Source organism: Cohnella algarum, from assembly GCF_016937515.1.
GTDB lineage: Bacteria > Bacillota > Bacilli > Paenibacillales > Paenibacillaceae > Cohnella > Cohnella algarum.
Genome location: NZ_JAFHKM010000002.1, coordinates 5,885,039 through 5,899,649, shown reverse-complemented (window position 1 = coordinate 5,899,649; position 14,611 = coordinate 5,885,039). Strand labels below are relative to the sequence as shown.

Sequence of the window (14,611 nt, the reverse complement as noted above, 5' to 3'; positions counted from 1 at the left end):
GCATGAAATTATTTTTCAAACTGGCAAGGGATACGAAACAATCGTTCGGACAATTTATGGCCCTGGTTTTGGTTGTCGCCGTAGGCGCTTTCTTCTACGCGGGGCTGATCACTTACAGCAGCAACCTCAATGCGTATGCGAAGGATTATTTTAACGATCATCGATTAAGCGACTTGCACGTTTATTACAGTCAAATTTCCAAAGATGACGCGGCCGGTTTAAGCGAAATCGAAGGGATCGATAAACTGGAAGGACGGTACACCTTCGATGCCGTGCAAGTTTTTGAAGACAGTAAAGCTTCGTTAAAAATTCATTCGATCCCCGCGAACAATGAAATAAACACGCCTACGTTGATAGAAGGCGCCGTTCCGTCATCGAAAGGGGAGATTTTATTAGATTCCCATTATGCAAAAGAACATCTTTTTCATGTTGGCGATCGGCTCCGTTTAAGCGTGAATGAAAACGATGTGACGTTCGTCATCAGCGGTTTGGGCGAAAACGTCGAATATGCAAAAAAGAACGAAACCCAGGACCATAAAACCCACGGATTTGCTTATATAGCCGAAGTGACGGCATCCGACCTGTTAGGCGGCTTAGCCTATAATGAAATCATGGTCGATGCGCAAGAAGGCTACGATATCGATCAATTAGGTCAAGCCATCGAACGGCAATCCCAACACCTCCCCTATTTAAACCAAGCAAGCAAAGAGCGGACCTTCAGCTATTCCAAGATCAGCGAGACGATTTACAATAATAAAATGATGAGCAGGGTCATTCCTTTACTGCTCTTTATCATCGAAGCCATCATTCTGTTTCTGACCATGTCGAGGATGATCGATTCTCAAAGAAATCAAGTGGGGATCATGAAGGCTTTGGGGGTCAAAAACAGAAGCATCATGCTCCATTACATGGGATACCCTTTGGCGATCGGCATCGCAGGCTCTATTCTGGGCTGCGTCATTGCCGGATTGGTTTTCATTCCTTACGTAACGATGTCTAATGCGAGGGCTTACTCGCTGCCCGACATTTCATTTTCGTTTTCCCTCTTTTCCGTCATCCCTCCGATCCTCTTCTCCAGCGCTTTCGGAATTCTTTCCTGCTACCTGAGCGGCAGAACGATATTAAAAGAAAATGCGGCCCAGGCGATGCGTCAAAAACCGCCCAAGAAGATGAAGAAGCTGCTTATCGAAAGAGTGCCGGGAATTTGGCGTCCTCTCTCCTACAGTTCCAAACTCATTATCAGAAATATTTTTTTGAATAAACCAAAAGCGATAGCGAGTTCAATCGGCGTGATGATCAGCACGGTTTTATTGATCACGGCTTTCGGCACTCAATCGGCATTGCTTAAAGTAGCGAACCAAGTGGAAGAAGTTTATTCTTACGATTTAAAAGTGGATTATGCAACGGCGGCATTAACGGGCTCGCCAAACCTGCCCTCCGGAATCCGGAACAGCTATGATTTAACTTCCTTTCCAATCGCGTTCATAAAAGACAAAGAGCAGGAAAATGCCACCTTAGTCGTGACGGAAAAGGAGAACGACCTTATTCAATTTTTTGACAAGAATGAAAATGAGTTGTTTTTGGAAAATAACGGTGTGCTGGTCCCCCAATCCTATGCCGACAAATATCGCATCGCGGAAGGGGATACCGTCCACATCCGGTTTACGGCGCCCGAGTTTAAAAATAAAACGGTCGAGATGAAGGTACTGCACATATCCGCGCAGTACTCGAATCCGTCGTTTTACTGCACTCCCGCTTATTTAAAAAGTTTTGGCATCGACTACCGCCCGACCTCGCTTTTGGTCAAAGCCGATAGCGCCGCGGATCTTGCCCACGTTCGCGACTTCTTCGAGCAGGATCAACGCGTAGAAACGATTGCGGATCAAAACGATCTAAAGGAATCGGCCCGATTTATTTTGCAGCAAAACAGTTTTATTTTCATCATGTTTATCGTATGCGCCGTTATTCTGTCCTTCGGCGCGATCTACACGATATCCAACATCAACATTTACGAACGAAATCGCGAGCTTGCGACGCTTAAGGTATTAGGCTACCAGAAAAGTAAAATCAATCGGCTTATCTTTTTTGAAAATAATATTCTAACCGCTTTTGCGATCGTTGCCGCCTTGCCGATAAGCGGCTATCTATATGGGGTGATCGTACAGGCGCTGTCGAGCTCCCATCAGCAAATCCCGAATCAATTAAATGTGCCGATCCTGCTCGTAGCCGTTGTCCTTGCTTATTTGCTTACCGTCCTGTCGAACTTGCTGCTTCGGACAAAAGTAAACCGGATCCATATGATTGAATCCTTAAAAAGCATTGATTAACCGAAGCGGAGAAGAGAAATTACCCTTAGGCGATTTGACCGGCGAGAACACCAGAGACCGCATCCCGTAAAGGAGGCAGGTCTCTTTTTTCTTCGCAAAGCATCGTCGACAATCCCGTATCGCTGTTTTCGTTCCCGTTGACAGAACATGGATTGTTGACAACGTAAATACCCTAATGATAGGATAATATTATTCTAAGATTAGGATATCTTGTGTTAGAGTAAAAGGAGAATGGGGAATGAACATTTTTTCAATTGTTTTGCAAGTGATTTTAGGGTTAGGTTTTATCATGTTCGGAATGATGAAGTTTGGGTCCAAACAAATGGTGGAAGGATTCAAGCATTACGGTTATCCGGGCTGGTTTCGAGTATTCACGGGATTAGTCGAACTCGTCTCGGGAGGATTGACGATTGCGGGCATTTGGAATGAAACTTTGGCAGCTTGGGGCAGCTTACTTATCGTGATCACGATGATCGGAGCGATCGTTACGCATCTTAAAATCAAAGATCAGGTTCGACAAATGATGATGCCGATCATTTTGCTCCTATTAGGGTTGATCGTGTTTGGGATCCATTTCGAAACGTTATGGGGATAACCTTTTTCAAAGGAAGTGAAGCTAACGATGCAAATGAAGATCATTCATCCTCGCGACCAAGCGAACGGACAATTCGACGACGGAAAGATTCGCGAGCAAAAGCCGATAGGCTTTCCTGGCGAAGGCTCGCTCATAAGCCGGTTAGGGCCATTATTTTATTGGGCGTGGGGACATTCGGAGGGGCCCGCGGAAATCGGCTTCCATCCGCATCGGGGATTCGAAATCATCACTTATGTGATTAAAGGGAACACGTATCACCGCGATACGCTTGGTACGGAAAGCGTCGTCGAAGCAGAAGGAGCCCAACTCATGCAAACAGGCTCCGGCGTGCACCATGCGGAAGCGTTAAAGGAACCGTCGGAAAGCTTTCAAATTTGGTTTGAACCGCATTTAAGCCAAGCGGTAAAAAGGACGCCGACTTATTCGCACTATCACGCCGAGGAATTCCCCGCAGGGGTCAAAGACGGCGTGACGATCAAAACTATATTGGGAAACGATTCGCCGATGAAGATCGTAACGGATGCCCGAATGTGGGATATCCGTATTCCTAAAGGAGCAGTCTATAGCCATCGTCTTGCGCAAAATCGAACGTTAGCCGGACTGGCGATCAGAGGCGACGGATACTTAACAACGGAAACGGATCTGCCTCTCCATTTTATGCATAAAGATTTTATTGTCATTCAAACGGAACAAAGCGGAGAAATTTCCCTTCATGCTTCGGATCGAGAACTTAGAATCTTTATGATTGAAGTTCCGACGGAAGTCGATTATCCTTTATACAATAAACGAAGTTAACCGTTGAAAGGAAGGAACGGACAGAGGGAGCGTTGGAATTGATCCAAGGAGACGAAAAAAGTCAAACGGATTTGCGGCTTTTCCGCGTCTGGCTCAAAGCCAGCAAAACCGTTTTTAATCTAATCGCAAAAGATATCGAAAGATATGGAATAAGCATGGAAAATTTCATGATCCTGGAACTTCTTTACAGCAAGGGCCCTCACACCATTCAAAAAATCAGCGAAACCTTTTCCATTCCCAGCGGAAGCATTACGTACGTTGTGGACAAGCTGGAGAAAAACGAATTTGTAAAGAGGCACCCCAATCCGACAGACCGGCGGATTTCTAATGTCGTATTAACCGAGAAAGGGCAGCGTCTGTTTCAAGAAATTTTCCCTCAGCACGTCGAAGCGATTTCCCGGATTTTATCGCCCTTAAACAAGGAGGAAAAAACCGACTTGACGGAACTTCTTAAAAAGGTGGGACTTGGCGCTGTCAACGCTTAAGTTCATGAACGGGCTCGACGGCCAAAAGAGTTCGACAGGAAATGAATCTTTTCAACGCCCATGCCGCCGTTGGCGGCATGGGCGTCTTTGCGCGGAATGAATCGTTTCCGATCAAAACGACATTCCCTGTCTTCAGGACGACGAAATCGTTTTTGCTTGTTCTGTCTTTTTAACGGCGGGGCTCAAGGCCAGGCGATGCTCGGGGTCGTCTCCCGGACGATCGGCCGGGTGTAAATATGGGAAATTTGATACGGCTGATTCGGATCTTGAATGCGGGAAAGCAGCATCTCCGCAGCCTTGATGCCCATTTCGTTGCTATAGATATGGACGGTAGTCAGATGAGGCTCCACGATGACGGATTCGGGCGCGTTGTCGAAGCCGCAAACGACGGTATCCTGCGGAATGGAAAGCTGCCGGTTTTTGAGCGCTTTCATTAAGCCGACGGCGATAAAATCGTTGGCGCACACAAAGACCGAGGGGAGCTTGGCCATCCGGTCCAGCCGCTCCTCCATCCAATCGGGCTCGGAGAAGAAAAGGCGATCGTCGTCCACGATGCATTGGTCGAGGTCGAGCTTGATGCCCGCCTCGGACAGCGCGCGGTTAAAGCCGACCCATCTCTCGTGAAAGCTGAGGCAATGCTGAACGTCCCCTACGAACCCGAAGCTTTCGCAACCGCTTTCGATCAGCTTCCGGGCCAGCGAATAGATGCTGTGCTCGTTCTCCATCAGCAGAATGTCGGCCGGAAAATCCGGGTAGCAAACGAAGGCCGAGCAGTCGACAAAAATGGTCGGAATCCCGAGCTGCGTCACGAGCTTGCTGTACGCCAGGTCGAACAGCTCGATGCAGACGATCCCGTCCACGTTGGACGGATCGAAGTTGTTCGGCAGCGACCGGGACGCAATGTCGATGTCCCGGACGATGTGGATGGACAAATTATAGCCTTCCGCGCTGATTCTTTTCTCCAGGCCGCTGATGAGAGCCGAGCCGAAGTGGGAGGTATTGGGCAGGTTCACCGTCAGCAGCGCGATGTTGCCCGAGTTTTTGGGCAACAGGTTCTCGCTTTCCATCAACGCGAATTGCTTGTATTTCAATTCGATCGCCTTTTTGATCACTTTATTGCGGGTCTCCGCCGGAATGTTCTCGTTGCCGTTCAGCGCCTTGGAGGCCGTATTCCGGGAAATGCCCAAAGCGTCGGCGATGTCTTGAATCGTTACTTTCTCCTTCGCCATCGTTCCACCTCGATGAGATCTGCGTGCCTGGTCTTCCCTGATGCCGCTAGTCTCCTTCAAATGTATAACAGTTCGTGCAAAATAGCAATATAAAGTTTACAAATGCACAATTATATTTACATTTAAACAATTAAAAGTTGGCGAAAATTGACATTCGGAAAATTCGAGGGTCTTTACGGATGAAGCCGAAATTTGATCAAACCTCCGATCCTATCGCCTGATTTCCCAAGGGAATAGGCATTTTGTTGATTTTTCTATCAAAATCATCGATATTTTGCACTAGTACTTCGATTATTAATTTGTCATTTGTGAAATTAAATTTTTACAAAATGTATTGACATTGCCGCTTGTCCTTTACTAATATTGGTTTTGAACCGGAGGACGAAACGGGAAGCGCGAACGGATTTTGTTGTTGTTGAAAGCCCTTACTGAAGTGTGAATGCAAACTTAGCGAGAACGGAGGTATCCGATTGCAGCAAACGAGCAAGGTAGGCTTTCTTTATTTGCTTCTGGCGCCGGCCCTGATCCTGACCTTGATTTTCAAATACGGCCCGATGTACGGCGCGGTCATCGCCTTCAAGGATTTCAACCCGATCAAGGGGATATGGGGGAGCGATTGGGTAGGGCTCAAGCATTTCGACAAGCTTTTCTCGTCGCCGAATTTCGACGTCATTTTTATGAATACGCTTAAATTAAGCTTGTACGGGCTCGTTCTCGGTTTTCCCGTCCCGATCCTGCTTGCGCTCATGTTGAACCAGATTCGCAAGGCAAGGGTCAAGAAGAACATTCAGCTTTTTTTGTACGCCCCGAACTTCATCTCCGTCGTCGTCATCGTCGGCATGCTGTTCATCTTTCTGTCGCCGACCGGGCCTGTCAACCAACTGCTCGCCTGGTTCGCGGACAAGCCGATCATGTTTATGTCGAACCCCGAATATTTCCGGTGGCTATACATTTTATCGGATATTTGGACGACGGCCGGCTGGTCCTCCATTATTTACGTTGCCGCGCTGGCGAACGTGGACCCCGAACTGCACCACGCGGCGAATCTGGACGGCGCCAGCCTGCTGCAGCGAATCCGGCATATCGATCTGCCGACCATCCGGCCGATCATGGCGATCGTGTTCATTTTGGCCGCGGGCGGCATCATGTCGATCGGGTTCGAGAAGGCTTATCTGATGCAGACGGCCGCGAATTTGCCGGCGTCCGAGATCATTCCGACCTACGTGTACAAGCTGGGCTTGCAGTCGGGGGATTACGCCTATTCCTCCGCCGTGGGGCTGTTCAATTCCGTCATCAACGTCATTTTGCTTGCCGCCGTCAACTTTATCGTCAAAAGGCTGAACGAGGGCGAAGGTCTCTACTGAAGAAAGGAGCAAAACCCCAATGCCTGTCAAACATTCCCGAACCGACCGCCTCCTGCTTGCCGTAAACGCCGTCGGTCTGTCCGCGGCCGTCCTGCTCGTCGTCGTTCCGCTCGCGTACATCGCGGCGGCTTCCTTCATGGATCCTTCCGTGCTGCTGAGCCGCGGCTTGTCGTTCAACGTCTCCGACTGGTCTCTGGACGGCTACCGGAAGATTCTGGGCAATCCGGCCATGGTCCGGGGGTTCGGAAACGCCGTGCTGTACTCGGTCTCCTTCGCCTTCGTCACCGTAACCGTATCCGTATTCGCGGGCTACGCGCTGTCGGATCGCAGGTTGAAAGGACGCGGGTATTTCATGACCTTTTTCCTGATCACGATGTTTTTCGGAGGCGGGCTCGTTCCCACGTACCTGCTGGTTAAAAATCTCGGCCTGCTCGATACGGTCTGGGCGGTGATCATTCCCGGATCGGTCAATGTGTGGAACATCATCCTGGCGCGGACGTTCTTCAGAGGCGTGCCGGTCGAGCTGAAGGAGGCCGCCAACGTCGACGGCGCTTCCGAGGCGAAGATTTTTTTCCATATCGTCCTCCCGCTTTCCAAGCCGATCGTATTCGTGCTTGCGCTGTACGCCTTCGTCGGGCAGTGGAACGCCTACTTCGACGCGATGATCTACCTGGACGACCCGAAATTGCACCCGCTGCAGCTCGTTCTGCGGTCGATCCTGATCCAGAACCAGGTCGATCCCGGCATGATTTCCGACCGGCTCGCGATGGCGGAACTCAAGCGACTGTCCGAGATTATCAAATACGCGGCGATCGTCATTTCCAGCCTGCCGCTTGTCGTGATGTACCCGTTCTTCCAGAAATATTTCGAAAAAGGCGTCATGGTCGGATCCCTGAAATAAGGCCCGGCTGCGCACATAGATGCTTATGAAAAAAACAACCGATCGGGAGGTCCATCCGCATGGAAAATAACCGAAAAACGAGATTCGCCCTCAAATCCGCGTCCGCGGCCGTCATCGCTTCCGCGCTCCTGCTGTCGGCCTGCAGCGGCAAGGAGAGCGGCAGTTCGCCCAGCCAGGACCCAAGCGGCAAAGTCACGCTGGCGTTCATGACCCAAAGCTCGCCGCTCGCGCCGGCGGATCCAAACGAAAAGCTGATCAACAAGCGGCTGGAGGAGAAAATGAACGTCCGCATCGACTGGATCAACTATACGAAAGACGCGTTCGTGGAAAAGCGGAATCTCGCCATGGCGAGCGGCGATTTTCCCGACGCGATTTTCGATGCCGGGTACGGCGACTATGAGCTGCTCAAGCTGGCCAAAGACGGGGCGATCATTCCGCTGAACGACCTGATCGACCGGCATATGCCCAACTTCAAGAAGGTGTTGGAAGAAGCCCCGGAGTACAAGTCGATGATTACCGCGCCGGACGGGAACATCTACGCCTTTCCTTGGATCGAAGAGCTCGGCAGCGGCAAGGAGCGGATTCAGGCGGTCGACGCCGTCCCGTGGATCAATGTCGAATGGCTCGACAAGCTCGGGCTTGAAATGCCGAAGACGACGGAGGAACTGAAGGATGTGCTGATCGCGTTCAAGACCCGGGATCCGAACGGGAACGGGCATGCGGACGAAATTCCGCTGTCCTTTATCAATAAGCCGGGCGCCGAGGATCTGGTCTTTCTCTTCGGCTCGTTCGGCCTCGGGGAAAATCCGGATCACGCGGTCGTCACGAACGAAGGCAAGGTCGTCTTTGCGCCCGCCGAAGAAGGGTACAGGAACGCCGTCGGCTATATCGGCGAGCTGTACAAGGAAGGCTTGATCGACGTTGAAGCGATTACGCAAGACTGGAACACGTATGTCGCCAAAGGAAAAGACCAAAAGTACGGCGTGTACTTCTCGTGGGACAAGGCGAACATTACGGGCGACAACGACAGCTACGCCGTGATGTCTCCGCTTGCCGGACCGGACGGGCGCGTCAACGTGGCCCAAACGAACGCGCTCGGCTTTCACCGCGGCCGGATGGTCATCACGAGCGCCAACAAGAACCTGGAGACGACGGCCAAGTGGGTCGACCAAATGTACGACCCGATCCAATCCGTCCAGAACAACTGGGGAACGTATGGCGACGAAACGCAGCAGAATATTTTCGAATACGACGCGGAGAAAAACATGCTGAAGCATCTGCCGCTGAACGGGACCGCTCCGGTGGAACTGCGGGACAAGACGAGCGTCGGCGGTCCGCTCGCGATTCTGGACAGCTACTATGGCAAGTACACCACCTTGCCGGACGACGCCAAGGAGCGCATGCGGATCGTCAAGGAAGTGATGGCGCCCCATATGCAATCGGACTTTTCCATGCCGAACGTCTTTCATTCGATCGAAGAGCTGGAGCGTCTGACGACGATCGAAACGGATCTGTTCGCCTACGTCCTGAGAATGCGGACCGAATGGTATCAGAACGGGAAGATCGACGAGCAGTGGGACGGCTATCTGAAGGAGCTTGACCGGCTGGGGCTGAAGGAATGGCTCGAAATCAAGCAAACCGGCTACGACAGAGCCGCGAATCCATGACCGCGGCCCCGGCGGTAATGACGAATCAAGACAAATACGAGACCCGACCGAGGGAGCAAAGGAGAGACGCCGGATGTCGACCGTCGCCAAGCAAAACTATAGAGGAAGGTACCATTATTCGCCGAAGGAAAAATGGATGAACGATCCGAACGGACTGGTGTATTTTGCCGGGGAATATCATCTGTTTTATCAGCACCACCCCGGCGGAATGACGTGGGGACCGATGCATTGGGGCCACGCCGCAAGCAAGGACCTCGTTCACTGGGAAGAGTTCGGCATCGCGCTCGCACCCGACGAGAACGGGACGATCTTCTCGGGAAGCGCGGTGGTCGATTGGCGGAATACGACCGGTTTTTTCGGGGAGGAGCCCGGGCTTGTCGCGATCTATACCCGGCATTGCGAAGCCGAAGGGACCCCCCCGGTTCAGACGCAATGCCTGGCCTTCAGCGCGGACAAAGGCCGCACCTGGACGAAATACGAAGGCAATCCGGTGCTCGCGCACGACGTTTATGCCGATTTCCGCGATCCCAAGGTGTTCTGGCATGAGGAGACCCGGCGCTGGGTCATGATTTTGGCTTGCGGGCAGACGGTTTGCCTGTATCATTCCCCCGATTTGAAGGCGTGGACGTTCGGAAGCGAATTCGGCGACGGCCTGGGATTTCACGGCGGGGTATGGGAGTGCCCCGATCTGTTCCCGCTCGCGGTAGACGGGGATCCCGCCCGAACCCGATGGGTGATGCTCGTCAGCGTCGGCGACGATCCGGCTTTCCCGGAAGGATCGAGAATGCAGTATTTTACCGGAGATTTCGACGGGATCTCGTTCGTGCCGGACGCGGACTCCAAGGAGGTGCGCTGGCTGGACGGCGGCCGGGACCATTACGCCGGCGTCAGCTGGTCCGACATTCCTCCGGAGGACGGGCGGCGTCTGACGATCGGCTGGATGAGCAACTGGAAGTACGCGAATTTAACGCCGGCGGACATGTTCCGCGGAGCGATGACGGTGCCGAGGGAGCTTGCGCTCGAAGACAGGGACGGCGTCGTCATCCTGGCGCAAAGACCCGTCCGGGAACTGGAACGCGCCCGCGTTCCGGTGCTGACTCTCGCGGGCGCGACGCGGCGGGAGGCCGAAGCCGCGCTGCAAGCGCTGCGGCTGGACAGCTACGAGCTGGTCGCCGAAGCCGAAGCCGGCCGCTCCTTTGCCTTCAAGGTAAGGATGGGGGGAGACCAGGAGACGGTCGTCGGCGTCGACGCGGATCGCGAAGAAGTGTATGTCGATCGAACGCAATCCGGAAAGCATGAGTTCCACGAGCAGTTCCGGGGCGTGCACACGGCGGCGCTTCGCCCGCGGGGCGGCCGGATCGATCTAAGGATTTTCGTCGATCGGGCTTCCGTCGAAGTATTCGCTTGCGAAGGGCAGGCGGTCGTCACCGACCTGATTTTTCCCGATTCGGAATCGAACGGGCTCTCGCTGGAGGCCGACGATGAGGATTTCCGGCTGATCTCGCTGTCCGTGTTCGAAATGGCGCCGCAGCTTCCCGAGTAAGAACGGATTCGGCATGGTCAAATGATCTGCAAAGCGTCCTTCGCTTTGAATCAAGCAGCAGGGGCAGTCTCGAAGTCGACGGACTTCGGGGCTGCCGTTTTTCTGTCCTCGATATTCCTTGAAGCGTCCCGGGGTGGTCGATTTTTACATCGGAAAAGGTCGAAATATTCATAGCGAAATTCTAAAATCCGTCTTATTCTTTTAATAGAATAAGAGAATATGGCCGCAACGCGGGGTTTAGACTTCAGGGAGGCTCTTTGCATGCGCAGACTGAACATTCGCTGGAACTCGATTCGCGTCAAATTGGTCGTAAGCGGCTTGTTGGCGACGGTACCGCTTATCGGATTGCTGTTCTACAATAACTACTATGCGATCCATGTCGTTCGGGACCAAGTCGCCAATTCCAATAAAAACATGATGTCCCTTTACATGCGGGAAATCGACAACGGGTTGGAAGACGTCAACCTGTACTTGAATTCCCTGGTTTCCTCCGATCAGGACGTGCAAATTCTCGATTTGCCCCAGAATTCCGACGATTACATCATGTCCAAAACGAGATTGTCCCAGAAGCTTTCCAACCATCTCCTGATTTACAAGACCGACGCTTTTTTCGTCTATTCGATTTCCGACGACGATTTGATGGACGTGGTGGACGGGCGGATCGAAATAAGCGAGAAAGAAACGGTCCGACATTTTATTCGCGAAGGCGCGCAATCCTCCCCTGCTTGGGACGCCGCCCGCAATTTGCATTGGTTTACGGTGAATATCAACGGGCAGTATTATCTCATGCGCATGATGCTGGTGGGAGACATCCTGGTGGGGGCGTGGGTAAAGGCGAACACCTTGTTGCAACCGCTCTCATTAATCGATTTCGGCGCGAGCGGCGGCGCCTTGCTGCTGAGCGAAGGCGGCGACGTCATGATCGGCACGAACAGCGTCAATTCGCGGCAGAGCCTGTCTTTTCGGCAGGATGGGAACGGCTACTCCCTTAACGGCGACGGCAGGCAATATCTCGTCGCGGGGGAACGCTCGCGCAGCGGCGATTTCAGTCTGGTCGCCCTGATTCCAAGTTCGGTCATCCTGCAAAATTTGCCTTATTTGAACAGGCTGGTCTTTATTATTTCGGCGATAGGGATCGTTCTTCTTCCCGGTTTTCTTTTGTTTCTGAGGAAGGCGCTGCTCATTCCGCTGAAACGAATCGAGGCGGTCATGAAGCGAATCGGGGAAGGGAATTTCAAATTCAGGGTCGAGTCCTTTCCCGCCTCGGATGAGTTTATCATGATGAATAACACCTTTAACCGGATGATGGCCCAAATCGAGGAACTGAAGATCAGCGTTTACGAAGAGCAGCTGAACAAACAGAAAGCCGAGCTCCAGCATTTGCAGCTGCAGATCAATCCCCATTTTTTTCATGAATACGTTATCGATTATTTATAATTTGGCGTTGACGAAGAACTACGAGAACATCAAGGAGATGAGCCTGCTCTTAGTTCAATATTTCCGCTACATGTTTCGCAGCAATCTTACTTTCGTTCCTTTGCGGGAGGAGCTTGAGCATGTCCTCAATTATGTCCGGATTCACGAGCTTCGTTATCAGCAGGAATTGAAATGCGACATTCGCTTGCCGGACGATCTCGATAAAGCCCACGTTCCGCCGCTCATGATTCAAACGTTTATCGAGAATGCCATCAAGCATGCCGTATCGCTCGATCATGCGCTCCAAATTGCGATCGAGATCCGCGCGGAACATGCGGCGCCGGAGTCTTATCTTCATGTCCTGATTCGGGATAACGGCAAAGGGTTCAAGGAACCTGTTCTTCGCGAACTTCGGCAGGGCAACCGAATCGTCGACGAGCAGGGCGAGCATATCGGAATCTGGAACGTTTGGCATCGCATGCGCCTGTTATATGGCAGCAAAGCCCGGCTTGAATTTTCCAACGCGGTCCCCCAAGGGGCCGTCGTCCGAATATCGCTGCCGCTGCAGCCGGAGTCCGAAATCGAAAGGAAGGATGACCGATGACCCGAGTGTTGATCGTGGACGACGAACCGTTCATCGTGAATGGCCTGAAGCTGTCCGTGAATTGGGAACGGATCGGAGTGACCGACGTGTTGACCGCGCATAACGCAAGACAGGCCAGGGAGATCTTCAAAGACGGAAAAGTGGACATTATGCTGTGCGATATCGAGATGCCGGAGGAAAGCGGATTGGATCTGCTGGCGTGGGTCAAAGACCATTCCCCTAATACGGAGTCCGTGTTCCTGACTTGCCATGCCGATTTCGCCTTCGCGCGACAAGCCATCGAATTGGGGAGTTCGGATTATATTCTGAAACCCGTCCCGCCGGAGAAATTGGAGTCCGTCGTTCAGAAGTTGATCGAAAAAATCCGCAAGCAGAACGAATTGGCAGAGCAAAGTCAATCCTGGGTGCAGCACCATCCGCTGTTTATCGATCGTTTCTGGCTCGATTTGATCCATCTCGTCATTCCGCCGAGCCTGGCGGCCGTGCGGCAAGCGGTACGGGAACGAAAGATTCCGGTCGAGGCCGATTCGCAAGTTCTGCCGGTGCTGATCCACGTTCAACGCTGGTACAAAAAACTTCAGCCGCGCGACGAGAAAATTTTGGAGTACGCCTTAAAAAACGCAGCCGAAGAGACGATTCGGGAGTCGGGCGCGAAAGTGAAAGTGGTAGCGTTCGAGCCTCGCAAATTGCTGGCCGTCGTCGAAGCGACGCCGGACGCCGACTTTCGTCCGGAACGGCTTCGGGCTTTATTCGAATCGTATATTCTATCCTGCCGTCCTTATTTTTACTGCGATATCTCGTGTTATGTCGGTCATGCCTCGCCCGTTCACGAGCTCGCCGAGCGGACGGAGCAGCTTCTCGCACTGCAAAACGACAATGTCGCCTGCAGCAATCATGTTTTTCTGCAGAATGCCGGACCGGCGGAGGAAGACAGCGTCGCGATGCCCGACATGAAAATCTGGTATGTCATGCTGACCAAAGGTTCGAAGAGGCAGTTGATCGCGGAAGCGGAAACCTATTTGAAATCGCTGGTCAATCATTCCGGCTTCAATGCGCGCTCGCTCAGTCATTTTCACCAGAATTTTCTGCAAATGCTGTATGTCTATCTGCAGAACAAAAATATCGAGGCGCGGCAGCTCTTTCAGGACAGCACTTCCGCCGAATTGTCCCGCCAAGCCGTTTGTTCCATCCCGGATATGCTCGAGTGGGTCAGACATGCCGCGGGGAAAGCCTTCGATCAGGCGCAAGAGACGGAACAGTCCGGCTCCGTCGTGGATAAAGCGCGCAAGTATATCGAAAGCCATCTCGACCGGGAATTGAACAGGGAAATGCTGGCCTCGCAATTTTTCCTGAATCCCGATTATATGGACCGGCTGTTCAAAAAAGAAACGGGGATGTCGATGAAGGAATACTTGTGGAACGAGCGGCTCCGCGTTTCGGAGGAATTGCTGGTCAAAACCGAGTTGCCGGTAACGGAAATCGCGATGCAGGTCGGATATTCCAGTCTGTCGGCCTTCACCCGTTTATTCAAGAAAAAGACCGACCTGAACCCGAGCGAATACCGGTCCAGGAATAAAACCTGCAGGTCGAATTGAGGCAAGCGAAAGGTCGAGTTCGGGTTAGCGGGTCTTTCCCTGCGGATCGTACAATCGATGTAGAACTACAAAATCAATCTGATCGATGGG

12 protein-coding genes are annotated in these 14,611 nt (G+C 52.2%); 11 read left to right on the top strand and 1 reads right to left on the bottom strand.

Annotated elements, in window-relative coordinates; all coding sequences use genetic code 11:
- Window positions 1-2 precede the first annotated feature (2 nt).
- The 4 genes from JW799_RS26725 (at window position 3) to JW799_RS26710 (ending at window position 4,202) form a co-directional block, all read left to right on the top strand.
- The gene (locus JW799_RS26725) at window positions 3-2,327 is read left to right on the top strand and encodes an ABC transporter permease (RefSeq protein ID WP_205433122.1); all 2,325 of its coding nucleotides are present in this window, start codon (window positions 3-5) and stop codon (window positions 2,325-2,327) included.
- 238 nt (window positions 2,328-2,565) lie between these two features.
- Window positions 2,566-2,922 carry a DoxX family protein gene (locus tag JW799_RS26720; protein ID WP_080837666.1) on the top strand — a complete coding sequence of 119 codons (357 nt, stop codon included), beginning with the start codon at window positions 2,566-2,568 and terminating at the stop codon, window positions 2,920-2,922.
- A 27-nt stretch (window positions 2,923-2,949) separates the two neighbouring features.
- Window positions 2,950-3,717 carry a pirin family protein gene (locus JW799_RS26715; protein ID WP_205432584.1) on the top strand — a complete coding sequence of 256 codons (768 nt, stop codon included), beginning with the start codon at window positions 2,950-2,952 and terminating at the stop codon, window positions 3,715-3,717.
- A gap of 38 nt (window positions 3,718-3,755) precedes the next feature.
- Window positions 3,756-4,202 (top strand): MarR family winged helix-turn-helix transcriptional regulator, encoded by a 447-nt coding sequence (locus JW799_RS26710; protein WP_205432573.1) that lies wholly within the window; start codon window positions 3,756-3,758, stop codon window positions 4,200-4,202.
- Between the two features lie 182 nt (window positions 4,203-4,384).
- Here the strand turns inward: JW799_RS26710 and JW799_RS26705 are convergent, their stop codons facing one another.
- Window positions 4,385-5,431 carry a LacI family DNA-binding transcriptional regulator gene (locus JW799_RS26705; RefSeq protein WP_205432571.1) on the bottom strand — a complete coding sequence of 349 codons (1,047 nt, stop codon included), beginning with the start codon at window positions 5,429-5,431 and terminating at the stop codon, window positions 4,385-4,387.
- 470 nt (window positions 5,432-5,901) lie between these two features.
- On the opposite strand from JW799_RS26705, the gene JW799_RS26700 reads away from it, so the two are divergent.
- From JW799_RS26700 to JW799_RS26675, 7 genes are all read left to right on the top strand, one after another.
- The gene (locus JW799_RS26700) at window positions 5,902-6,795 is read left to right on the top strand and encodes an ABC transporter permease (RefSeq protein ID WP_240353419.1); all 894 of its coding nucleotides are present in this window, start codon (window positions 5,902-5,904) and stop codon (window positions 6,793-6,795) included.
- 19 nt (window positions 6,796-6,814) lie between these two features.
- Window positions 6,815-7,696 (top strand): carbohydrate ABC transporter permease, encoded by an 882-nt coding sequence (locus JW799_RS26695; protein ID WP_205432569.1) that lies wholly within the window; start codon window positions 6,815-6,817, stop codon window positions 7,694-7,696.
- A 59-nt stretch (window positions 7,697-7,755) separates the two neighbouring features.
- Window positions 7,756-9,363 carry an ABC transporter substrate-binding protein gene (locus JW799_RS26690; protein WP_205432567.1) on the top strand — a complete coding sequence of 536 codons (1,608 nt, stop codon included), beginning with the start codon at window positions 7,756-7,758 and terminating at the stop codon, window positions 9,361-9,363.
- A 73-nt stretch (window positions 9,364-9,436) separates the two neighbouring features.
- Window positions 9,437-10,906, top strand: a complete 1,470-nt coding sequence (locus JW799_RS26685) for a glycoside hydrolase family 32 protein (RefSeq protein ID WP_205432565.1) — start codon at window positions 9,437-9,439, stop codon at window positions 10,904-10,906.
- Between the two features lie 261 nt (window positions 10,907-11,167).
- On the top strand, window positions 11,168-12,343 hold the full coding sequence (locus JW799_RS26680; protein ID WP_240353418.1) for a sensor histidine kinase: 1,176 nt from the start codon (window positions 11,168-11,170) through the stop codon (window positions 12,341-12,343).
- On the top strand, window positions 12,318-12,926 hold the full coding sequence (locus tag JW799_RS29055) for a sensor histidine kinase (RefSeq protein ID WP_240353417.1): 609 nt from the start codon (window positions 12,318-12,320) through the stop codon (window positions 12,924-12,926). Before JW799_RS26680 ends, JW799_RS29055 begins: the two co-directional genes overlap by 26 nt.
- On the top strand, window positions 12,923-14,521 hold the full coding sequence (locus tag JW799_RS26675; protein WP_205432564.1) for a response regulator transcription factor: 1,599 nt from the start codon (window positions 12,923-12,925) through the stop codon (window positions 14,519-14,521). Before JW799_RS29055 ends, JW799_RS26675 begins: the two co-directional genes overlap by 4 nt.
- Window positions 14,522-14,611 lie beyond the last annotated feature (90 nt).